A 20626-nucleotide genomic window follows, 5' to 3' on the forward strand; every position below is an offset into this window, starting at 1 on the left:
TGCCCCTTGTAGACGCCGGCCTGCTACTCCTTGTCGGCCTGTCCGGCCTTCTGCTGCTGGTCCTTCTCCTGCTGGTCCTTCTCCTGCTGCGCGAGTGCGGCCTTCGCCGCTTTCTCCGCTTCCTTCTCGGCCTTCGCCGCGTCCGCGATCTGCCGCTTGGCGGCGGTCGCGTAGATGTCGACGTACTCCTGGCCGGAGAGCTTCATGATTTCGTACATGACCTCGTCGGTCAGCGCGCGGAGCACGAAACGGTCGTGTTCCATGCCCTGGTAGCGGCGGAACTCCAGCGGCTTGCCGATGCGGATGCCGGGCCGCATCAGCTTGGGCATCACCTTCCCCGGCGGCTGGATCTTCTCCGTGTCGATCATGGCGACCGGGATCACGGGCGCGCCGGTGGCGAGCGCCACGCGCGCGAGGCCGCCCGGTTTGCCGCGGTAGAGGCGGCCGTCGGGCGAGCGCGTGCCCTCCGGGTAGATACCGAAGAGCTCACCGCGCTCCAGTACCCCCATCGCGCTCTTGACGGCCGCCTCGCCCGCGCCGCGCGCGCCGGAACGGTCCACGGGGAGCTGCCCGACGCCCTTGAAGAAGGCCGCCGTCATCCGGCCCTTGATGCCGGGCGTGGTGAAGTACTCGGCCTTCGCGATGAAGGTGACCTTGCGGTCGAGGACCGCGGGCAGGAAGAACGAGTCCGAGAAGGAGAGGTGGTTGCTCGCCAGGATCGCGGGGCCCTCGGCGGGTACGTTCTCCAGGCCGTCCACCCAGGGTCTGAAGGCGAGCTTCAGCGGCCCCCCGATGGATACCTTCATCGCGCCGTACAACAACCGAGTGCCTCCTGTGTCCGTCGGTCAGACCTTAACCCGGCGCACCGTCAAAGAGCCCGACGGCCCTGGTCGGTGTCAGTGCGGTCGCGTACGGTGAACCACACCTGGACTTTGCTCATGCCTCTCTCATGAACAGGAGACCGAAGGTGCCGGTCCTTCCTGGAGCCGAGCCGTTCCGCCATGAGGGCGGGGAAGCGGGGGTCCTCCTCTGCCACGGCTTCACCGGCTCCCCGCAGTCGCTGCGCCCCTGGGCGGAGTATCTAGCCGAGCGTGGTCTGACCGTCTCGCTGCCGCTGCTGCCCGGGCACGGCACGCGCTGGGAGGACCTTCAGCTCACCGGCTGGCAGGACTGGTATGCCGAGGTGGACCGCGAGCTGCGCGCCCTGCGGGAGCGGTGCGCGCAGGTGTTCGTGGCGGGCTTGTCGATGGGTGCCACGCTCGCGCTCAGGCTGGCCGCCAAGCACGGGGACACGGTCAGCGGCCTCATGGTCGTCAACCCGGCCAACCGGATGCACGGCCTGGCCCCGCACGCCCTTCCGGTGATCCATCACCTCGTCCGTACGTCCAAGGGGATCGCGAGCGACATCGCCAAGGAGGGCAGCGTCGAGCTGGGCTACGGCCGGGTTCCACTGCGGGCGGCGCACTCGCTGCGGACCTTCTTCCGCCTGGTCGACGGCGAACTGCCCCAGGTCACCCAGCCGCTGCTGGTCCTGCGCAGCGCCCAGGACCATGTGGTGCCGGCGGCCGACTCCGCGCGTGTCCTGAGCCGGATCTCGTCCACGGACGTTCAGGAGATCGTGCTGGAACAGAGTTACCACGTCGCGACGTTGGACTTCGAGGCGGACCGGATCTTCGAGGAGAGCTACGCGTTCATCGGCCGGCTCGCCCCCAGCATCGGCAAGGAAGGGACGGCGGCACGTGGCTGAGCACGACTCCGACCGCGAGGACCGTGAGGAGCGCGAGAACCGCGTGCCGGACGAGCAGAGCGTCCCCTTCGACGAGGATGCCGCATGGGCGGCCATCGTCGAGGGGTACGGCGAGGAACCGCCGGACCCGCCAGGGGCCAAGCCCTTCAAGTCGGTCGAGGACCTGGCGCTGCTGGAGCCCGAGACGAACGACGAGGGTTCCCAGCAGGACAAGGACACCAAAGAGGCCAAGAAGACCACGGACTCCGAGGCCGCCGAGAACGCGAAGAACTCCGGGGATTCCGGACCTTCCGGGGATTCCGGCGTGGACAAGCCCGGGAAGCCGCTGGGCGGCTCGGTCGCCTTCGCCCCCGGTGTCGGCCCGCGGGACTACAGCGCGCCGGAACCGGCCGAGGAGGACTTCGAGGCGGACGACGAGGGCCACTTCGTCCCGCCGGAGCCCCCGCCGCTGCCCGCCGCCGACACCACGTCGAAGTTCGCCTGGCTGGGAGTGCTCGGCGGGCCGGTCCTGCTGCTGGCGGCGGTCCTGCTCGGCTGGGACATGACCTGGTGGCTCACCACGCTCGGCATCGGCGGCTTCCTGGGCGGCTTCGCCACGCTGGTGATGCGCATGCGGGTGGACGACGAGGACGAGGATCCGGGGCGGGGAGCGGTCGTCTAGCCGACCTCTAGCCGGCGGGAATTTTGAGGGCGGCCAGGACTGGGAGGTGGTCCGTGGCCGCCTTCAAGTCTGTCTCCGTCACACCGGGGAGCCCCACCGGCACCCCGCAGCCGAGCACCTCGACGCCCTTCGTGGCGAAGATCGCGTCGATGCGCTGGTGGGGGTCGGCCGGCGTCCAGGTGTGCTCGCCGCCCCAGGGCGCGGTGGCCCGGCAGTCCTGAAGGGTCTCGGCGAGCCGTGCGAAGGTGCGGCCGCCGGGGCGTTCGTTGAGGTCGCCGCCCGCGATGGCGTGCTCCACGCCCATTCCGGCGAGCCGGTCGAGGAGCATGCCGCCCTGCTCGTACCGCTCGTCCTCCTGCAACGACAGATGGCAGCTCAGCACAGCGACCCGGGCGCCGCCGAACCGGACGACCGCGGTCGCGAAGCCGCGCCGGTGCAGGCCCGGGGTGAGCGGGAGCAGGAGGTCCTCGGTGCGTTCGACGGTTGCCCGGAGCGAGCAGAGGATCGCCGGGCCCGCGGCGGTGCCGCCGCCGGTGAGGATCACCTGGCCGGAGGCCTCGGCGAGGCGGGCCAGTTTCTTGCGCCAGCGGAAGAAACGGGGGGCTTCCTGGATGAGGACCAGGTCGGGGGCGCAGGCGGTGATCACGTGGGCGAGGGCGTTGGTGTCGTCGCGCATGGAGCGGATGTTGTAGCTGAGGACACGAACTACGGCGGAACCGTCGGGTTCCGTCCCGGAGTTGGGGAGTGGGGGTGTCACCATGCGGATCAAGATACGTGGTGTGTCGGCTGCGGGTCCGTCGTGGTTGCTCGCGCAGTTCCCCGCGCCCCTGACGGGGCGCGAAGAACCGACGTACCTCGAAAAGTGACCCTCACATGATCGGGTCGGGCTCGCGGGCCAGGTCGGCCGCACCGACCAGCCCCGCCTTGTTGCCCAGTTGGGCCGCGATCACCTCGGCGACCGGGCGCCAGTTGCCGCCGACCAGCCAGCGCTTGTACGACTTGCGGATCGGGTCGAGGACCAGCTCGCCCTCGTCCGAGAGACCGCCGCCGACGATGAAGGCGGACGGGTCGAAGAGGGAGGCCAGGTCGGCGAGGCCGGCGCCGGCCCAGCGGGCCAGCTCGCGGTAGGAGTCGACGGCGACCGGGTCGCCCTGGCGGGCGGCGACGGAGATGTGCTTGCCCTCGATGCCTTCGGGGCTGCCGTCACCCAGCGCGAGCAGCACCTCGGCGTTCTCGGGGGTGGCGTTGGCGCGCTGCTTGGCATAGCGGACCAAGGCGCGGCCCGAGGCGTACTGCTCCCAGCAGCCCTGCGAGCCGCAGCCGCACAGCAGGCCGTCCGGGACCACCCGGATGTGGCCGAATTCGGCCGCCACGCCGAAGTGGCCGCGGCGCAGCTTGTTGCCGATGATGATGCCGCCGCCGAGGCCGGTGCCGAGGGTGATGCAGATGACGTTGCGGTGGCCCTTGCCGCCGCCGAACTTGTACTCGCCCCACGCGGCCGCGTTGGCGTCGTTCTCCACGACGACCGGGAGGCCCACGCGGGCCTCGACCTTCTCCTTCAGCGGCTCCTGGCGCCAGTGGATGTTCGGCGCGAAGTAGACCATGGAGCGCTGACGGTTGACGTATCCGGCGGCACCGATGCCCACGCCGACGATCTCGTGACCGGCGCGCGCGCCCTCAACCGCGGAGGCGATGGCGTCCACGATGCCCTCGGACGTACCCGGGGTCGGCACCTTGAAGGTCGAGAGGATGTTGCCTTCCTCATCGACCACGCCGGCCGCGATCTTCGTGCCGCCGATATCGACGCCGATGGTGAGTCCCATGAATCCCTCAGTTTCGGTCGAGCCCCGCTACGGCCAACCGTACCCGAGCTCTGCCGCCGGTTCCCGGCTCGTCCGCCCGGTGGACGGGCCGGGCGGCGGCATGGGGGTTTCCCGGTTTCGAGGGGCGATCAGTCCAGGTCGATGCGTTCGCCGGGACCGGCGTCGTCACCGCGGTCGTCGCGGCCCTCGCCCACGTCGCGTGGGTCGGTCTCCCGGCTCGTCCAGCGTTGCTCCTGGGCCTGGACCGCCGAGCGGTAGGCCGCCAGCAGTTCGTTTCCCGCCGCCGCGAGATGGTCGAAGATGTCCGGGTTGCGTTCGATGACGGGCTCGACGGCGGACTTGGCCTGGCGCACGACCTGTCGCATCACCTGCTCCGCGGCAGGTCCGGCGACGGCCCCGAGCAACGGGGACTGGAGGCCGGACAGCTTGTCCGCGACGGTGTCGACGAGCTTGCGCAGTTCCTCGGCGGCCGAGCCCGGGGGTGGGCCGTACTCGGCGCGGCGGCGGGCCTTCTCCGCCGCGAGGTCCTCGGCGCACGCCGTCGCCCAGGCGTCGGCGTCGGTCGCCCGCACCTCGTCGACGGCGTCGCGCCCGCCGGCCTCGGACTGGGGGAGCTCTTCGCTCATGACGGACTCCTGACTACGGTTCGTCCCTACGACGTTACCCGAACGGGCGTAAATGGTTCACCGTGTCCTCGGCCAGAGATCCGGGTCCGGCACGAACCGGATCCGCAGTTCGCCCTCGCGCAGGGCGGCCCCGTCGACGGTGCAGCGGCGCAGCGCGGACGGCAGCTGCACGATCCGGCGCAGCTGCCCCGCGCTGACGACGAGTTCGTCGCCGCGCCGGATCAGGTCCAGCTCATCGCGTACGGCGCCGGGCAGCGGGATGTGCCAGACGAGCACACCGTCCTCGGCGGTGGGGGTCCCCCCGCTCGAGCGAAGCCGAGAGTGGGGGAAGTCGGTGACGGGCCACTCGACCGTGGAGGGCTCGGCCTTGACGCCGGGGACGGCGAGCGCGGCGAGGTCGTCGTGGCCGCGCGGGTCGTGTCCGAGATGGGGGACCGCCCGGACGTCGTACGACTCCCGCCACTCGTCCAGGACCTTGCGCTGCTGGGCGACGGGTCCGGTGAGCCAGCTGTCCGCCGCGGCCTCGGGGAGCACCCGGCTCGCGATCAGGAAGTCCGGGCGCAGGCCGCGCAGGGCGAGGCCGAGGGTGGCGGTGCGGACGGCGTCGGCGCCGGCCGGGGAGGGCTCGGCGACCAGCCGTACGGCGGTATTGCGGTCGGCGACGACCGCCTCCACGGCGGCGAGTTCGGTGTCCCAGCGGGCCGCGGTCTCGTACAGCCACTCCGCGGGCATGGGCACGCCGGCGAGCCGGCCGAGGACGGGGCGCAGGGCGCGGGCCGCCTGCCGCTCGGGCGGGAGCAGCCGGCGCAGATAGCGGCGCAGTTCCTCGGGAAGGGCGAGCAGGGCGAGGGCCTGCGGGGCGGGCGGCAGGTCCACGACGAGCAGGTCGTGCGCCTCGGCGAGGGCCGCGTCCCGCACGGCGCGCAGCAGGGTGAGTTCCTCGGCGCCGGGGAGGGGGGTGACCTCCTCGGGGTCCAGCCGGGAGGCGCCGAGCAGGTCGAGGACGGAGGACGCGCGGGCCTGGAACGCCGTGAGGTCGTCCCGGAAGCGTTCGACCGCGTCCGGGCGCCAGGCGGTGAGGCGGGGCGCGACCTGTCGGGGGACAGGGCCCGTCGCGACCCCCAGGGCCGCGCCGAGGGTGTCGGTGCGATCGGCGCTCAGGACGAGGGCCCGGGCGCCGGCGCTCGCGGCGGCGAGTGCGGTGGCGGCGGCGACCGTTGTACGTCCGCTGCCGCCCGGGCCGGTGATCAGGATGGTGCGCATGGGGCTGAACCGTAACCGAGGCCGGCTAGGGCCTGTCGTTTGGATCAGGTCGCAGGAAATCGACAGCGCTGTTCAGTGCCGGTGAGCGGGGTCTGGTGCGTGCAGCTGCAAGGCGGAGGAGGGCGTCGACGCGATGGGGGTCCCCCCGCGCGAGCGAAGTCGAGCGTGGGGGAGTCGGCAACCGACGACAACGCGGCAGATGCGCGTGCCAGACCCCGCGTCTGCGGCGTGATCCAAACGACAGGCCCTAGGTCCCCTACGCCTCCTTGGACTCCACCCTCTTCTTCAACCCGGCCAGCGCCCGGTCGATGATGACCTTCTCCGCCTTGCGCTTGATCATGCCGAGCATGGGGATCTTGACGTCGACGGTCAGCTGGTAGGTGACCTCCGTCGCCCCCGCGCCCGCCGGCTTCAGGAGGTAGGAGCCGTCCAGGGAGCGCAGCATCTGGGACTTGACCAGGGTCCAGGAGACCTCGTTGCCGCCGGTCCAGGTGTAGGCCAGGGTCTGGTCGTCCTTGATGGCGCCCGCGTCCATCACGAGGCGGACCTGTTCGGCGCGGCCCCGCTCGTCCGTCTTGAGGACCTCCGCCTCCTTCACCTCGCCGGTCCAGTCCGGGTAGCGGGCGAAGTCGGCGATCACCTCCATGACGTCGGCCGGTGCCGCCTCGATCGTGATGCTCGAACTGGTGTGTTCCGCCATCGCTGTGGCTCCTCCAGAAGCGGGCCGGTACTGAGCGTCGCCGTGCGCAAGGCTGCGCACGTGTGTGCAGCGTGAAGGCTACCGCGCGCCCGACCTGCCGACTTCACCCCCGTCCGCCCACGTCACCGCGAGCCGCTCACCATTCCAGCGCCCACGGTTTCCCGGTCCCGGCGAAGTGCCCCACATTCACGCACTCGGTCGCCCCGATCCGCATCCGCCGCACCAGCGGCTGGTGGACATGGCCGAACAGGGCGTAGCGGGGGCGCGTGCGCCGGATCGCGTCCAGCAGGGCCCGGCTGCCGCGCTCGAAGCGGCGCGCGACCGTGTCGTAGACCAGCTCGGGCACCTCCGGCGGGATGTGCGTGCACAGCACGTCGACCTCGCCCAGTGCCTCGATCTTCGCCGCGTACTCCTCGTCGCTGATCTCGTACGGCGTGCGCATCGGGGTCTTCAGCCCGCCGCCCACGAAGCCGAACACCCGCCCGCCGATCTCCACCCGCTCCCCGTCGAGCACGGTCGTGCCGGGGCCGGCGAACTCCTGCCACAAAGGAGGCATGTCGACATTGCCGTAGGTGGCGTACGTCGGTGTCGGGAACACGGCGAACAGCTCGGCGTACTGCCTGCGTACCGCCTTCTCGATGGCGGCGGGCCGGTCCGTGCCGATGCCCGCCCACAGCCGGGACCCGAGCTCCCGTGCCTCCTCGAAGCGGCGGGCGGTGCGCAGCTCCACGAGGCGGTCGGCGTTCTCGACGCCGAAGAGGTCGGGGAAGATCCCGCGCGAGTGGTCGGCGTAGTCGAGGAAGAGGACCAGGTCACCCAGGCAGATCAGGGCGTCCGCGCCCTCGCCGGCTCTGGCCAGGTCACGGACGTTGCCGTGTACGTCGCTGACCACATGAACGCGCGTCCTGCCGTTACCGGCTGGTGTGGGTGCCATGGCGATCAAGCGTAAGCGTGTGCGACATACGTGAACAGTGGCGACCCGGTCTCGCGGTTACTGGCCAGTCAGTTAGTGCGTGGACTACTGTGCGTTGAAGAAAAGCCAATCTGTGTGACGCAGCGAACAACTCGCCGGAACCCCCTGTCGAAGAAGCCATACCGGCGGGTAACGTCCGGGCAGTCCAGTCGTGCTCAGGTTTCACCGATCACACAACGTCGTGGCGCCGGCGCCCTATGAGGAGCAGCAGTCTTGCGCGAGTTCAGCCTTCCGGCTTTGTACGAGGTCCCCGCGGACGGCAATCTCACCGACATCGTCCGGAGAAACGCCGCGCAGCATCCGGACGTCGCCGTCATCGCCCGCAAAGTGGGCGGTGCCTGGCAGGACGTGACGGCCACCGCCTTCCTGGCCGAGGTGCACGCCGCCGCGAAGGGGCTCATCGCCTCCGGCGTGCTGCCCGGCGACCGGGTCGGCCTGATGTCGCGTACGCGGTACGAGTGGACGCTGCTCGACTTCGCGATCTGGAGCGCGGGCGCGGTGACCGTGCCGGTGTACGAGACCAGTTCGCCGGAGCAGATCCAGTGGATCCTCAGCGACTCGGGCGCCACCGCCTGTGTCGTCGAGCTCGACGGCCACACGGCGTCCGTCGAGTCGGTGCGCGACCGGCTGCCGGCCCTCAAGCACGTGTGGCAGATCGAGGCCGGTGCCATCGAGGAGCTGGGGCGCCTCGGCAAGGACGTCTCCGACGAGGCCGTCGAGGAGCGCAGCTCGCTCGCCAAGGCCGACGACCCGGCGTCCCTCGTGTACACGAGCGGCACCACCGGGCGGCCCAAGGGCTGTGTGCTCACCCACCGCAGCTTCTTCGCCGAGTGCGGGAACATCGTGGAGCGGATGCGGCCCCTCTTCCGCACCGGCGACTGCTCCGTCCTGCTCTTCCTGCCGCTCGCGCACGTCTTCGGCCGGCTCGTGCAGATCGCTCCGATGATGGCGCCGATCAAGCTGGGCACCGTCCCGGACATCAAGGACCTCACCGACGAGCTGGCCGCGTTCCGGCCGTCGCTGATCCTGGGCGTGCCGCGCGTCTTCGAGAAGGTCTACAACTCGGCTCGGGCCAAGGCCCAGGCAGACGGCAAGGGCAAGATCTTCGACAAGGCCGCGGACACCGCGATCGCGTACAGCAAGGCGCTGGACACCCCGTCGGGACCGTCCCTCGGTCTGAAGATCAAGCACAAGACCTTCGACAAGCTCGTCTACAGCAAGCTGCGCGCAGTCCTCGGCGGCAAGGGCGAGTTCGCCATCTCCGGCGGCGCCCCGCTCGGCGAGCGCCTGGGCCACTTCTTCCGCGGCATCGGCTTCACGGTCCTGGAGGGCTACGGTCTGACCGAGTCCTGTGCCGCCACCGCCTTCAACCCCTGGGACCGCCAGAAGATCGGCACGGTCGGCCAGCCGCTGCCCGGCTCGGTCATCAGGATCGCGGACGACGGCGAGGTGCTGCTGCACGGCGAGCACCTGTTCACGGGGTACTGGAACAACCCGGGCGCGACCGAGGAGGCGCTGGCCGACGGCTGGTTCCACACCGGCGACATCGGCACCCTCGACGAGGACGGCTACCTCAGGATCACCGGCCGCAAGAAGGAGATCATCGTCACCGCGAGCGGCAAGAACGTCGCCCCGGCCGTGATCGAGGACCGTATCCGCGCGCACGCGCTGGTCGGGGAGTGCATGGTGGTGGGTGACGGGCGGCCGTTCGTGGGCGCGCTGATCACCATCGACGACGAGTTCCTGGGCCGCTGGGCCGCCGAGCACGGCAAGCCGGAAGGCTCCACCGCGGCGTCACTGCGCCAGGACGCGGACCTGAACGCGGCGATCCAGGCCGCGATCGACGACGGCAACGCCGCGGTGTCGAAGGCGGAATCGGTGCGGAAGTTCCGCATTCTGTCCTCCCCGTTCACGGAGGAGTCGGGCCACCTGACGCCGTCGCTGAAGCTGAAGCGCCATGCGGTGGCGAAGGACTACGCGGACGACATCGAGGCGATCTACCAGAAGTAGGCGACCCAGGCGGTACGGCTCATGGCGCGGTGTCCTCGGCGAGGACCCGCGCCATCGTGCGTTCGGCGAGCGCGGTGATCGTGACGAACGGGTTCACCCCGATCGACCCGGGCACGAGCGAGCCGTCGGTGACGTACAGCCTCGGATACCCCTTCACCCGGCCGTAGTTGTCGGTCGCCCTGCCCAGCACGCAGCCGCCCAGCGGGTGGTAGGTGAAGTCGTCGGCGAAGACCTTGTTGCCCGACCCGAACAGGTCGTACCGGTAGATCGTCGAGTTCGCCGAGTTGATCCGGTCGAACAGCTTCTTGGCCATGCCCACGGAGACCGAACTCTGGGCGGCGGTCCAGCCGAGCCGTACCCCGCCCGTCGCGCGGTCGTACGAGAACGATGCCCGCTGCGGGTTCTTGGTGATCGCCAGATAGAGGCTGACCCAGTGCTCGAGCCCCGTCGGCAGCGGGGCGATCTCGGCGAAGACGGGGTTCGCGGTGTTGGCCCAGTCGTCGATGCCCATGACGGGCATGGTCGCCTGGTTGGCCCCGACCGTGTCCCACAGGTGGTTGGCCCGGCCGAGCATCACGTTGCCGTTGGTTCCCCAGCCGCCGCCGACGCTCGCGTTCAGCTCCGGGAGCGTGCCCGTCTCCCGGGCCCGGACGAGGAGTTCGGTGGTGCCGAGGCTGCCGCCGCCGAGGAAGAGATAGGTGCAGCCGTACTGCTTGGTCTCGACGACCTTGCCGGTGAGGTCGATGCGGTCGACGGTCAGGACGTACGTCCCGTCGGCGGCCCTGCTGATCCCCGTGGCCTTCTCCAGGGTGTGGAGGGTGACGTTGCCGGTGCCGAGCGCCGAGGCGAGGTACGTCATGTCGAGGCTGCGCTTGCCGTGGTTGTTGCCGTAGATGACCTCGCCCGCGAGCGCCGACTTCGTCGCCGTACCGGCGGCCTCGCGCTGCATGTACCCGAAGTCGTAGACGTTCGGCACGAAGGTGGTCTTCAGCCCGGCCTTCTGGGCGTGGGCGCGGGAGATCCGGGTGAAGCGGTACCACTCCGTCGACTCGAACCAGGCCGGGTCGACGGTGTTGACGCCGAGCATGGAGCGGGCGCGCGGGAAGTAGGTGCCGTACATCTCGTCGGAGTCGACGGTGGGGAACTGCTCGGCGAAGTACGCCTTCAAAGGCGTCACCGCCATCCCGCCGTTGACCAGCGAGCCACCGCCGACACCCCGGCCGACGTACACGGACATGGCGTCGAAGCGCACGCGGTCCAGTACGCCGGGGTAGGCGCCGATGTCCCGGTTGACGACGTCCAGCCACAGGAAGGTGGCCAGCGGTGCCTCGGTGCGGGTGCGGAACCACATGGACCGCTGGTCCGGGGCGCTGGTGGAGCAGAAGATCTTGCCGTCGGAGCCGGGAGTGTTCCAGAGCCGGCCCATCTCGATCACGAGGGTGCGGATGCCGGCCTGGCCCAGGCGGAGGGCGGCGACGGCACCGCCGTAGCCGGAACCGATGACGATGGCGGGGGCGGATTCGACGGCGGCCGGTTCGACGGCCGACGCGGACTGGAGGCCGATACGGGTGAAGCCGGCCGCGGCGGCCGTCTGGAGGGCGGCCATGCCCAGGATTTGACGTCTCGTCAGCTTGCTCTGCATCTGACGTTGCATCAGTTTTGCTGTCATGTGGGCAGCATCGGCGGATTATTTCCGTCCGGCTAGAGCTCGCGCCGCAACTCTCGCGGCAACTGCGCCGGACAGGCCCTACAGCAGCGTCCTCAGCTTCTCCGCCAGCAGGTCCCAGCGCCACTTCTCCTCGACCCACTCCCGCCCGCGCTCCCCCATGCGGCGGCGCAGTTCGGCGTCCCCGAGGAGTACGACGATCCGGTCGGCGGCCTCCTCGGGGGAGCCGCCGCGCACGACCCAGCCGGTCTCGCCGTCCAGCACCGCGTCCGGGGCCCCGCCCGAGTCGCCGGCCACGACCGGCAGCCCGGTCGCGGAGGCCTCCAGGTACACGATCCCGAGCCCCTCGACATCGAGTCCGCCCCGCCGGGTCCGGCACGGCATCGCGAACACGTCACCGGCGCCGTAGTGGGCGGGCAGCTCGGCCCAGGGCACCGGGCCGGTGAAGCGTACGGAGCCGGCGACGCCGGTCTCGTGCGCCAGCTTGCGCAGGTCCTTCTCGTAGGGCCCGCCGCCGACGATCAGCAGCACGGCCTCCGGCTCGGCGGACAGGATCCGGGGCATGGCCAGGATCAGCGTGTCCTGCCCCTTGCGCGGCACGAGCCGGGACACGCACACGATCACCGGCCGCTCGCTCAGCCCGAGCCGCGCCCGGACGGCATCGCCCCCCGAGCCGGGATGGAAGGTCTTCTCGTCGACGCCCGGCGGCAGTTGCGCCATCCGGGAGGCCGCGGCCGGGGTCAGCGCGCCGGCGATCCGCGAGCGCGTGTACTCGCCGAGGTAGGTGAGGGTGTCCGTGGACTCCCCGATCCGGCGCAGCAGCTGCCGCGCGGCGGGCAGTTGCGCCCACCCGGCCTCGTGCCCGTGGGTCGTGGCCACGATCCGCTCGGCGCCCGCCTTCCGCAGCGCCGGCGCCATCAGCCCGAGCGGCGCCGCCGCCCCGAACCACACCGACGTACACCCGTGCTCGCGCAGCAGCCCGACGGCCCGCCGGGTCGCCCCGGGCGTCGGCAGCAGCATCGTCGTGGAGTCCCGTACGACGGTGAAGGGCTGCTCGGCGTCGAAGGCGGCGGTGGCCTCGGTGCCCTCGCGGCCGCGCTTCCAGGTGGAGGCGTACACGACGAGCCGGTCGGGGTCGAGCCGGAGCGCCATGTTGTGCAGGAACGCCTGGATGCCGCCGGGGCGGGGCGGGAAGTCGTTCGTGACGATCAAGGTCTTGTGCATCGCCGCCGACCCTACCGAACGGGCTGCTCGCACCGGGGGCACGGCCGCGTATGTGGCACGCTCACAGCAGGGCAGGACATCATGTTCCCCTCAAGACAGAAATCGAACGGGCAGGGGTTCACGTGGAGACGACGGGCTCTGGGCGGTCACTGGCGTGGCCGCTGCTGACCTGGGGTGTGACCAGGCTGCTGCTGTTGCTCTTCGTCTTCAAGGTGTACATCTTCCCGGGCCCGGACGTGACCAGCGACGTCTCCGCCATCTACCAGGGCTGGTACGAGGTGCTGCGCACCGGCACCTTCCCGGTCCACGACGTCACCTGGCAGTACCCGCCCGCCGCCGCCCTGGCGATCCTCTCCCCCGGTCTGCTGCCCTTCCTCGGCTACGCGTCGGCCTTCTTCGTCCTCGCCTTCCTCGCCGACCTGGCCGCGTTCGCCCTCCTGCTGTACGCGGGCCATCGCCCGGGCAGGCGGCTGCACGGCGCGTGGGTGTGGGTGGCGGGCGTCCCGCTGCTCGGCCCGACCGTGTACGCGCGCTACGACGTGATGGTCGCCGCGGTCGCCGTCGCAGCCCTGCTCGCGGGCGCCAAGCGCCCCCGGCTGATGGGCGCGCTGGCGGGCTTCGGGGCGCTGCTGAAGGTGTGGCCCGCGCTGCTGCTCCTGGGTGCCCGGGGGCGCCGCGTCTGGGCCTCGGCGGCGGTGACCGTCCTCGCGGTGGCCGGGCTGTTCGCCGTCGCCATGCCCGGCTCCTTCGCCTTCCTGACCTTCCAGCGCGACCGGGGCACCGAGGTGGAGTCGCTGGGCTCCCTGGTGTTCCACGTGGCCCGGCACTACGGCTGGCACGGCGAAGTGCTGCTGAACTACGGCTCGGTCGAGTTCCTCGGCCCGTGGGTGCACGTGGTGAGCACGGTGGCGCTGGCCCTCACCGGCATGGCCTTCGGCTGGCTGCTGCTGTGGCGGCTGCTGGCCAAGCGGTTCGAGGCGCACACGATGGCCGACGCGGCCTTCGTGGCGGTGCTGATGTTCACCACCACCAGCCGGGTGATCAGCCCGCAGTACATGGTGTGGCTGGTCGCCCTGGCGGCGGTCTGCCTGTGCTTTCGCGCGAGCCGGATGGGACCGCCGGTCGGCCTGGTCCTCGCGGCGAGCTTCGTGACGGTCCTGGAGTTCCCGATCTGGTTCGGCCACGTCGTCGCCAGCGACCAGCTCGGCATCACCCTCCTGCTCGCGCGCAACGGCCTGCTGGTGCTGGCCACCGTCACCGCGGCCCGCGTGCTGTGGCGCGCGACGGTCCCGGAGCCGACCGTGCCCCGGGTCCCCGGTCAGGCCACCCGCGCCAAGGAGGCGTCGGCCTCCTCCTGACGCGGCGGACGACCTCTTCCGGCACGCCGCGGGTTCAGCCCAGTTGAGCCCGCAGATACTCCCGCCACTGCTCGGTGAACTCGCCCGGAGTCGTCCCGAGCACCTTCGCCATGGCGTCCTCGACCGCCCCGGCCCGCTCCTCGTGCGCGCCCACGGCCTGGTAGAACTCGCCGAGCCGCACCTCGCCCCAGCGGTCGGCGATCATCCGGCACGCCATCCAGCCGCTCTCGTAGGCCCGGGCCAGCCCGGACGCGTCGCTGCCGAAGCCGAAGTCCGGGTCGGACGGCAGGGCGGCCGGCAGCTTGCCCTCGGTCGCGGCCTGCGACAGCTCCGGCGCGGCCTGGGACGGCGTCCGCCCGGTGCCGCGGTAGCCGACCCAGTCCGCGTACCCCTCGGACAGCCACAGGGGCGTCGCGGGGGTCGTGTCGGCGCGGGTGGCGACATGGGTGGTCTCGTGGGTGAGCACGACCTGCTTGCCGAAGGCACCGAGGACGCCGTACGCGTCGGGATTGACGATGATCCGGTCCGCGGGCGCCAGCGCCGGTGCGCCCGTCTCGCCGGTGGTGACGGCCGCGATCCCGCGGTACGAGGAGGCGGGCGAGCCGAGCAGCCCCGCCATCCCCTCCAGCGACTTCGGTACGAGGACGACGACGCGCCGGGACCAGTCCGTGCCCCACGCCTCCGACACGGCCGGCACGGCGCGGTCCGCCAGATCCGCGTAGGAGCGCAGCGCCGCGGCGCTCTGCCCGACGCCGAGGACGAGGCCGTGCGCACCGCGTACGGCCATCACCTCGCCCTGGTCCCACAGCTGCTCGGCGGCCTGCTGCGCGGGCCGCTCGGTGTCCACGTACCACTGCCCGCCCGCGTCCAGGCTCAGGTTCAGGGTGCGCCCGACGGTGACGGGGGCCGTGTCGTAGCCCCGGACGCGGTAGCTCAGTACGGCCTCGGCGGTGGCCGTGTCACCGGTGCGGTCCAGGTCGGTCAGGCGGTAGGACCAGTCGGCGAGCGGCACCGCGGCGAGGTTCCCGAACCAGCTCAGCGCGCCCGTGCGCACGAAGCCCGGCTCGTTGCGGTCGAGGATCGCCGTCGCCCGCAGGTCGAGGACCCGCTGGACCTCCGACTTCGCGGTGTCGGTGGCGGGCTTCTGGTCGCAGCCCACCAGGGCGAAGAGCAGCAGCAGACACAGCGCCACGACTGCGCGTCCCGACGCCCGCCCTCGATCAGCCACGTGCCGATCGTACGGGGGACGCGGGCGTGCGGTCAGACCCTGGTGACCGTCGCACCCGGGATCATGCCCACCGGGTCGTAGCGCACGGGCGCGCCGGGATAGGGCGCGTGGATCACCTGCCCGTTGCCCATGTACATCGCGACATGGCTGGCGTCGGACCGGTAGGTGACCAGGTCACCGGGCTGGGCCTGGGAGAGCGGGACCTGCCGGCCGGCGAAGCGCTGGGCCTGCGAGGTGCGCGGCAGGGCGACCCCGGCCTGCGCGTACGACCACTGCATCAGGCCCGAACAGTCGAAGCCCGAGGGGCCGTTGGCGCCCCAGACGTACGGCTTGCCGAGCGCGGCCCGGGCGGCGGCGACGGCGGCCGCGGCACGCGCCGAGGAGGGGACGGCGCCCCCGAGGTCGGGCAGCTCCGCGCGGCCCGAACGGGAGGCCCGGTCGTAGGCGGCCCGGTCGGCGGACGGCAGGGAGTTGAGCAGTTGGCGGGCCTTGGCGAGCTTCTTCTCGACGGTCCGCTTGTGCGAGGCGACGGCCTTGCGGCTCTTGTCCAGCTCGCCGAGCTTGCGGGCCGCCTCGGCGCGGTCCTGGGTGAGTTCGCGCATGGCCTCCTGGAGGTCCTTGAGCTCCCCGGCCTGATGGACGCTGATCCGGTCGAGGACGGCGGCCTTGTCGAGGTAGTCGTCCGGGTCGTCGGAGAACAGCAGCGCGAGGGAGGGATCGAGGCCGCCGGCGCGGTACTGGGCGCCGGCGAGTGAACCGAGCGAGTCCCGCATGGAGTTGATGTGCTCCTGCTGCCGGGCGATCCGGTCCTGCGCGCCGCTCACCTCCTCGCGGAGCGAATCGGCGCGCTCGTCGGCCTTGTTGTAGGCCTCGGTCGCCTTCTCGGCCTCCTCGTAGAGACGGTCCACCTCGGCCCGGGTGTCGTCCTGCGGTGCGGCGAGAGCCGAGGTGGCCGGTACGACCCCGAGGGCCACGGCGACGGCCGACAGAACTCCGACGGTGACGCGCCCGGCACTGGCGCCCCGGCCGAACCCGGACGGTGCAAGGCGACGATGAGACCCCACGGGAAGCCGCACTCCTTCCGCTGGCGGACAAGGAAACGCGGCAGACAGTAGCCCGGCGGAAGGGGACCCACCAACGACCTCGGCGGGCACATAACGTGACACCCCGCCTCTGACGCAGGTCATGGGCGGGGCGCGGGGTCAGTTCAGGTTGGTGTGATTCGCCCGTTCGGGCGGTGTGGCGTCCCGATCTTGAAAGTGAACCGGGAAGGCGATCGGGCCCGTTGGCGGGCGATCAGACCCGGACGCCGAACTGGAACGGCATGTTGTTGATCGACTCGTAGCGGACGACCGTGCCGGTGCGCGGGGCGTGCAGCACCATGTTGTTGCCCGCGTAGAGGGCGACATGGTGCAGGTCGCCGTAGAAGAAGACCAGGTCGCCGACCTTGAGCTTGCCGACCGAGTAGATCCTGGTGCCGATGTTCGCCTGCTCCTGCGAGGTGCGCGGTATGGAGACGCCGGCCGCCTGGTACGCCCGGGAGGTGAGGCCGGAGCAGTCGTAGGAGCTGAGGCCGGTGGCGCCGTAGACGTACGGCTTGCCGAGCTGGCTCTGTGCCCACGAGTAGGCCGCGCCCGCGCGGCCGGAGGCGGCGCTGCCGGAGCCGAGGACGTCACGCTCGCTTTCGCGGCTGGAGCGTGCCTGCTCGGCGGCGAGCGCGGCCTTCTCCTGCGCGGTCAGGGTGTTGAGGAGCTTCTGCGCGTCGGCGAGCTTGGTCTGGACTTCCTTCTTCTTCTTGCTCAGCTCGGTGCGGGTGCTCGCGAGGTCCTTGAGCTTCTCGGAGGCCTCGGAGCGGTCCTGAGCGAGCTCGCGCTGCTTCTCCTGGATCTTCTTCAGCGCCTCGACCTGCTGAGCACTCAGCTGGTCCATGGTGGACGCCTTGTCCAGGTAGTCGTCCGGGTTCGAGGAGAGGAAGAGCTGGAGCGAGGAGTCGATGGAGCCGGTGCGGTACTGCGCGGCGGCCGCCAGACCGATGCTGTCGCGCATCGTGTTGAGCTCTTGCTGGCCCCGCGCGACGTTGTCCTGGATGGTGGAGATCTCCTTCTGGAGGTTCTCCTGCTTCTCCGTGGCCCCGTTGAGCTTCTCGGTGGCCTGCTCCGCCTCTTCGTAGAGCTTGTCGACCTTGGCGTTGACCTCGTCCTTGCTCGGCTTCGCGCTCGGCGCGGCGTTGGCGGCCTGCGAGCTGAAGGCGACCGCGGCGGCGGCTGCGGTGGTCAGCACGGTCACACGTGTGCGGCTGGGCTGCTTGAGTCGACGATGGGACGCCACGGAGGCGAACTCCTTCTTCTAAGTGATCACCCGCTCAGAGGTTCGAGGTCTGACCTTAGTGACCTTCTTGTGATCACTTCAAATCCCTGCGGAGAAAATGTTTGTCACACACCGCATTCTTTACGCTCAACTCACGTGCAGTAATGCTTGTTTGACACTACGTTGCGTGACAGTTCGGTCAATTCCGGGCATTCATCGACCTTCACGACAGTCGCTTCAGCAACACCGCCGACGCGACCGGCCGCGCCCCCGCCCGCGCCACCCCGTCGGCCACCTCACGGTCGGTCGAGGCGACGATGACCGGGCGGCCGGGCGGCTCGGCGCGCACGAGCTGGCGGATCAGTTCGTCGGCGGTGATGCCCGGCTTGGAGAACAGCACCCGCACCCCGCGCGGCGGCGCCAGCAGCACCGGCGCGACCAGTTCGGCCCCGTCGAAGACGCACGTCACCTCGGCGCCGGTCTGCGCCGCGAGCTGCGAGAGCTGCCCGAGGAGCCTGAGCCGCTGCTTCTCCAGGGGCATCTGGGGATAGCCGGTCTTGGTGACGTTGTAGCCGTCGACGACGAGATGGGCCTGCGGCAGCGCGAGGAGCTGGTCGAGGATCGCGGGGTCGTTCTCGGACAGCGCCCGCGCGGCGATGTCCTTCGGGGTCATGCGGCCCGGTTCGACCGCGTCCACGGTCTCGGCGGGCCGTACGGACACGGGCGGCAGGGCCAGCTCCCGCCGCAGCCCCTGGGCCGCGTCCAGCACGGTGTCCAGCAGCAGCCGTACCCGCATGTCCTCGACGCTGCGCCCTTCGCGTGCCGCCTTGCGCGTGGCCTCCAGGGCGGCCTCCGCCTCGCTGAGGCGGGCCTTCAGCCGCCGGCTCTCGCTCTCGGCGGCGGACACCTGGGCGTGCCCCTCCGTACGGAGGGTGTCCATCTCGCTGTGCACCTTGCGTAGCGCGGCCTCGCCGCGCTTGACGTCACTGAGGGCGGCGCGCAGTTTGCGGTGCAGCGATTCCGCTTCCTTCTTGGCCGCGTCCAGCTCGGTGCGCAACCGCTCGGTCTCGGCCCGGGTGTGCTCACGGGCCCGGTCGAGCTCCTCGCGCAGCCGCTCCAGCTCGGCCCGGTTCTCCTCGTCGACCCGCTCGGCGTCCGCCCGCTGGGCCTCCTCGCCGGCCGCGGTCACCAGCTTCACCCAGCCGATGGGGCGCAGCACATAGGCCGCGGCCGCCACGTCGAGCGGGTCCGCGGCCGGGGGCGGCGAGCCGGCGTCGAGGGCGCCGCAGAGTTCTGGCTGGGCCTCTCTGAACTTCTCCCCGATGCGCTGCCGGAACAGCGGATCGGTCTCCAGGGCCGCCGCCATCGCGTTTCCCGCGAACTTGGCCCGCCGGTTCGGCGCGAACCTGGCGTACTGTCGTAGCTGCGCGGGCAGTTCGCCGACGGTCAGCCCGCCGAAACCGTCCGAGACGATCTGTACGACACGTCGGCGCACGCCGTCGGGCAGCGGACGGTCGAGCACCTCGGCGGTGCCGTCGCCCGGCCCCCCGCCTGTGGTCTCCACCATCCGTCACCACCAATGCCTGTGCGGGGCCCGCTCCCGTCAGGAGCCGGCGCCCGGCCTGTCCACGAGTTCCACCTGATCCACCGCGTTGCACCAGCGACAGCGCACCGACTCGATGCTCTCACTGACCACCTCGCGCTCCTCGACCTTCGGCTCACCGGCCAGATCGAGGTGGACGTACTCGACGACCTTCGACGAGCGCGTCACGTCGAACCGCGTGAGGTTGCCGCAGAGCGTGCAGCGCCACCGCGTCGAGGCGGTTGGCAGGGGAACCGTCATCGTGACTTGTTCGCTTTCCTTCTAGTGTCCGTGACGCGCCGGGCTCCCGGTGCGTGTGGCTCGTTACCCTACGGCCTGGCGGGGACTCGCCGCTCGGGCGTCCGCGGCGGCGAGGCGGTCTGTTCGCTTGCGTCCCGTTACGTCATGCTCTGTGTTCATGATCAGCAAGTGGAGCGAGACGGCCGGCCGGCCGCCGCGGCGGCCGACGGCGCCGATGACGTACGGACTGATCGCCCTGTGCTGCCTTCTCTTCCTGGTCAGCCCGGCAGCGGGCCTCAATCCGGCGTACGGCTCCGGGGACGCGCCGCTCGCCGCGCAGCGGGCCTATTTCCATCGCTGGGGTGTGGTTCCGGCCGAACTGTTCGAGGGCTCGGCGCGAGCCGCCCTCACCCCCGCGACGGCCCTCTTCGTCCACGGCAGCTGGGTGCACCTGCTGGGCAACATGCTCTTCCTCTACGTCTTCGGGGTGATGACCGAGGAACGGATGGGCCGCGTCCAGTTCACCCTCTTCTACGTCGGCTGCGGTTACCTGGCCCTGCTGGGCTACGCGGCGGCCAACGCCGACTCCGAACAATCCCTGGTCGGCGCGTCCGGGGCGATCTCGGCGGTCCTCGGGGCGTTCCTCTACCTGTTCCCCGGCGCCCGGGTGACCAGTCTTCTGCCGTTCCTGTTCTTCCTGCCGCTGCGCTTACCGGCGTGGGTCGTACTGCCCTTCTGGGCGACCCTTCAGTGGCTGGCGGCCGGGCGGGCGGGCGAGGGGCCGGGGGTGGCGTATCTGGCCCACCTGGTGGGGTTCGGGCTGGGCTTCAGCTATGCGTGGGTGCGATTCGGCCGTACGACTAGAGTGAAGTCCGCCCCAGCTCCAGCCCCCGAAGGAGAGAACCAGCCGTGATCACCGCGATCGTCCTCATCAAGACCAGCGTGGACCGGATCCCCGAGATCGCGGAACAGATCGCTTCGCTGGACTCCGTCAGCGAGGTCTTTTCCGTCACCGGCACGTACGACCTGATCGCCATGGTCCGGGTGCACCAGCACGAGGATCTGGCGGAGGTCATTCCCGGGCGGATCAGCAAGATTCCGGGGGTGGAGGGGACGGACACGCATGTGGCGTTCCGGACGTACTCGCAGCATGATCTCGAGGCGGCGTTCGCCATCGGGCTGGACTCCTGACCCGCTGAAACGCCGCCCCGCGAGGGA

At 70.9% G+C, this 20626-nt stretch carries 20 protein-coding genes; 6 read left to right on the forward strand and 14 right to left on the reverse strand.

Features of this window, described 5'->3' with window-relative positions:
* Positions 1 to 23 precede the first annotated feature (23 nt).
* Positions 24 to 806, reverse strand: a complete 783-nt coding sequence (locus AB0I77_RS33720) for a lysophospholipid acyltransferase family protein (protein WP_363286547.1) — start codon at positions 804 to 806, stop codon at positions 24 to 26.
* A 161-nt stretch (positions 807 to 967) separates the two neighbouring features.
* On the opposite strand from AB0I77_RS33720, the gene AB0I77_RS33725 reads away from it, so the two are divergent.
* A complete protein-coding gene (locus AB0I77_RS33725) occupies positions 968 to 1747 on the forward strand; it encodes an alpha/beta fold hydrolase (protein WP_363286548.1) in 780 nt (259 codons plus the stop codon).
* Entirely contained in the window at positions 1740 to 2408 is a 669-nt protein-coding gene (locus AB0I77_RS33730) for a hypothetical protein (protein ID WP_363286549.1), read from the forward strand. The genes AB0I77_RS33725 and AB0I77_RS33730 overlap by 8 nt, the downstream gene beginning before the upstream one ends.
* A 7-nt stretch (positions 2409 to 2415) precedes the next feature.
* Here AB0I77_RS33730 and AB0I77_RS33735 read toward each other — a convergent pair whose 3' ends face one another.
* From AB0I77_RS33735 to AB0I77_RS33760, 6 genes are all read right to left on the reverse strand, one after another.
* A complete protein-coding gene (locus tag AB0I77_RS33735; protein ID WP_363286550.1) occupies positions 2416 to 3168 on the reverse strand; it encodes an endonuclease/exonuclease/phosphatase family protein in 753 nt (250 codons plus the stop codon).
* Between the two features lie 109 nt (positions 3169 to 3277).
* A complete protein-coding gene (locus AB0I77_RS33740; protein ID WP_363286551.1) occupies positions 3278 to 4231 on the reverse strand; it encodes an ROK family glucokinase in 954 nt (317 codons plus the stop codon).
* A gap of 128 nt (positions 4232 to 4359) precedes the next feature.
* On the reverse strand, positions 4360 to 4857 hold the full coding sequence (locus tag AB0I77_RS33745; protein ID WP_363286552.1) for a DUF5304 domain-containing protein: 498 nt from the start codon (positions 4855 to 4857) through the stop codon (positions 4360 to 4362).
* A 57-nt stretch (positions 4858 to 4914) separates the two neighbouring features.
* Positions 4915 to 6120, reverse strand: coding sequence for an ArsA-related P-loop ATPase (locus tag AB0I77_RS33750; RefSeq protein WP_363286553.1), 1206 nt, complete (start codon positions 6118 to 6120; stop codon positions 4915 to 4917).
* 256 nt (positions 6121 to 6376) lie between these two features.
* A complete protein-coding gene (locus AB0I77_RS33755) occupies positions 6377 to 6820 on the reverse strand; it encodes an SRPBCC family protein (protein WP_363286554.1) in 444 nt (147 codons plus the stop codon).
* A 136-nt stretch (positions 6821 to 6956) separates the two neighbouring features.
* Entirely contained in the window at positions 6957 to 7712 is a 756-nt protein-coding gene (locus AB0I77_RS33760; protein ID WP_363286584.1) for a metallophosphoesterase, read from the reverse strand.
* Positions 7713 to 8006: 294 nt separating this feature from the next.
* Between AB0I77_RS33760 and AB0I77_RS33765 the strand changes: the two genes are divergently transcribed.
* Positions 8007 to 9803, forward strand: coding sequence for an AMP-dependent synthetase/ligase (locus tag AB0I77_RS33765; RefSeq protein WP_363286556.1), 1797 nt, complete (start codon positions 8007 to 8009; stop codon positions 9801 to 9803).
* 19 nt (positions 9804 to 9822) lie between these two features.
* On the opposite strand, the gene AB0I77_RS33770 is transcribed toward AB0I77_RS33765, so the two are convergent.
* Both AB0I77_RS33770 and AB0I77_RS33775 read right to left on the reverse strand, forming a co-directional pair.
* Entirely contained in the window at positions 9823 to 11409 is a 1587-nt protein-coding gene (locus tag AB0I77_RS33770) for a GMC oxidoreductase (RefSeq protein WP_363286585.1), read from the reverse strand.
* Positions 11410 to 11550: 141 nt separating this feature from the next.
* Positions 11551 to 12693 (reverse strand): glycosyltransferase family 4 protein, encoded by a 1143-nt coding sequence (locus tag AB0I77_RS33775; protein WP_363286557.1) that lies wholly within the window; start codon positions 12691 to 12693, stop codon positions 11551 to 11553.
* Positions 12694 to 12815: 122 nt separating this feature from the next.
* Between AB0I77_RS33775 and AB0I77_RS33780 the strand changes: the two genes are divergently transcribed.
* Entirely contained in the window at positions 12816 to 14051 is a 1236-nt protein-coding gene (locus AB0I77_RS33780) for a glycosyltransferase family 87 protein (RefSeq protein WP_363286558.1), read from the forward strand.
* A 34-nt stretch (positions 14052 to 14085) separates the two neighbouring features.
* On the opposite strand, the gene AB0I77_RS33785 is transcribed toward AB0I77_RS33780, so the two are convergent.
* From AB0I77_RS33785 to AB0I77_RS33805, 5 genes are all read right to left on the reverse strand, one after another.
* Positions 14086 to 15279: a hypothetical protein gene (locus tag AB0I77_RS33785; protein ID WP_363286559.1), complete on the reverse strand. Its 1194-nt coding sequence runs from the start codon at positions 15277 to 15279 to the stop codon at positions 14086 to 14088.
* A gap of 32 nt (positions 15280 to 15311) precedes the next feature.
* Complete coding sequence (locus tag AB0I77_RS33790; protein WP_363286560.1) at positions 15312 to 16343, reverse strand: NlpC/P60 family protein; 1032 nt, start codon at positions 16341 to 16343, stop codon at positions 15312 to 15314.
* A gap of 232 nt (positions 16344 to 16575) precedes the next feature.
* On the reverse strand, positions 16576 to 17607 hold the full coding sequence (locus tag AB0I77_RS33795; RefSeq protein WP_363286561.1) for an NlpC/P60 family protein: 1032 nt from the start codon (positions 17605 to 17607) through the stop codon (positions 16576 to 16578).
* 202 nt (positions 17608 to 17809) lie between these two features.
* A complete protein-coding gene (locus AB0I77_RS33800) occupies positions 17810 to 19153 on the reverse strand; it encodes an NYN domain-containing protein (protein ID WP_363286563.1) in 1344 nt (447 codons plus the stop codon).
* 36 nt (positions 19154 to 19189) lie between these two features.
* On the reverse strand, positions 19190 to 19429 hold the full coding sequence (locus tag AB0I77_RS33805; RefSeq protein ID WP_046261230.1) for a hypothetical protein: 240 nt from the start codon (positions 19427 to 19429) through the stop codon (positions 19190 to 19192).
* Between the two features lie 157 nt (positions 19430 to 19586).
* Between AB0I77_RS33805 and AB0I77_RS33810 the strand changes: the two genes are divergently transcribed.
* Positions 19587 to 20321 carry a rhomboid family intramembrane serine protease gene (locus AB0I77_RS33810; protein ID WP_363286564.1) on the forward strand — a complete coding sequence of 245 codons (735 nt, stop codon included), beginning with the start codon at positions 19587 to 19589 and terminating at the stop codon, positions 20319 to 20321.
* Positions 20318 to 20599 (forward strand): Lrp/AsnC ligand binding domain-containing protein, encoded by a 282-nt coding sequence (locus tag AB0I77_RS33815; RefSeq protein ID WP_363286566.1) that lies wholly within the window; start codon positions 20318 to 20320, stop codon positions 20597 to 20599. The genes AB0I77_RS33810 and AB0I77_RS33815 overlap by 4 nt, the downstream gene beginning before the upstream one ends.
* Positions 20600 to 20626 lie beyond the last annotated feature (27 nt).

Origin of the sequence: Streptomyces sp. NPDC050619, assembly GCF_040654815.1 — a bacterium.
In the GTDB taxonomy this organism is placed as follows: Bacteria; Actinomycetota; Actinomycetes; order Streptomycetales; family Streptomycetaceae; genus Streptomyces.

Excerpts from the sequence above, each read along its gene's own strand:
- AB0I77_RS33720 (WP_363286547.1), bottom strand. The coding sequence starts at position 806 with ATGAAGGTATCCATCGGGGGGCCGCTGAAGCTCGCCTTCAGACCCTGG.
- AB0I77_RS33735 (WP_363286550.1), bottom strand. The coding sequence starts at position 3,168 with ATGGTGACACCCCCACTCCCCAACTCCGGGACGGAACCCGACGGTTCC.
- AB0I77_RS33740 (WP_363286551.1), bottom strand. The coding sequence starts at position 4,231 with ATGGGACTCACCATCGGCGTCGATATCGGCGGCACGAAGATCGCGGCC.
- AB0I77_RS33745 (WP_363286552.1), bottom strand. The coding sequence starts at position 4,857 with ATGAGCGAAGAGCTCCCCCAGTCCGAGGCCGGCGGGCGCGACGCCGTC.
- AB0I77_RS33750 (WP_363286553.1), bottom strand. The coding sequence starts at position 6,120 with ATGCGCACCATCCTGATCACCGGCCCGGGCGGCAGCGGACGTACAACG.
- AB0I77_RS33755 (WP_363286554.1), bottom strand. The coding sequence starts at position 6,820 with ATGGCGGAACACACCAGTTCGAGCATCACGATCGAGGCGGCACCGGCC.
- AB0I77_RS33770 (WP_363286585.1), bottom strand. The coding sequence starts at position 11,409 with ATGGCCGCCCTCCAGACGGCCGCCGCGGCCGGCTTCACCCGTATCGGC.
- AB0I77_RS33775 (WP_363286557.1), bottom strand. The coding sequence starts at position 12,693 with ATGCACAAGACCTTGATCGTCACGAACGACTTCCCGCCCCGCCCCGGC.
- AB0I77_RS33800 (WP_363286563.1), bottom strand. The coding sequence starts at position 19,153 with ATGGTGGAGACCACAGGCGGGGGGCCGGGCGACGGCACCGCCGAGGTG.
- AB0I77_RS33805 (WP_046261230.1), bottom strand. The coding sequence starts at position 19,429 with ATGACGGTTCCCCTGCCAACCGCCTCGACGCGGTGGCGCTGCACGCTC.
- AB0I77_RS33810 (WP_363286564.1), top strand. The coding sequence starts at position 19,587 with ATGATCAGCAAGTGGAGCGAGACGGCCGGCCGGCCGCCGCGGCGGCCG.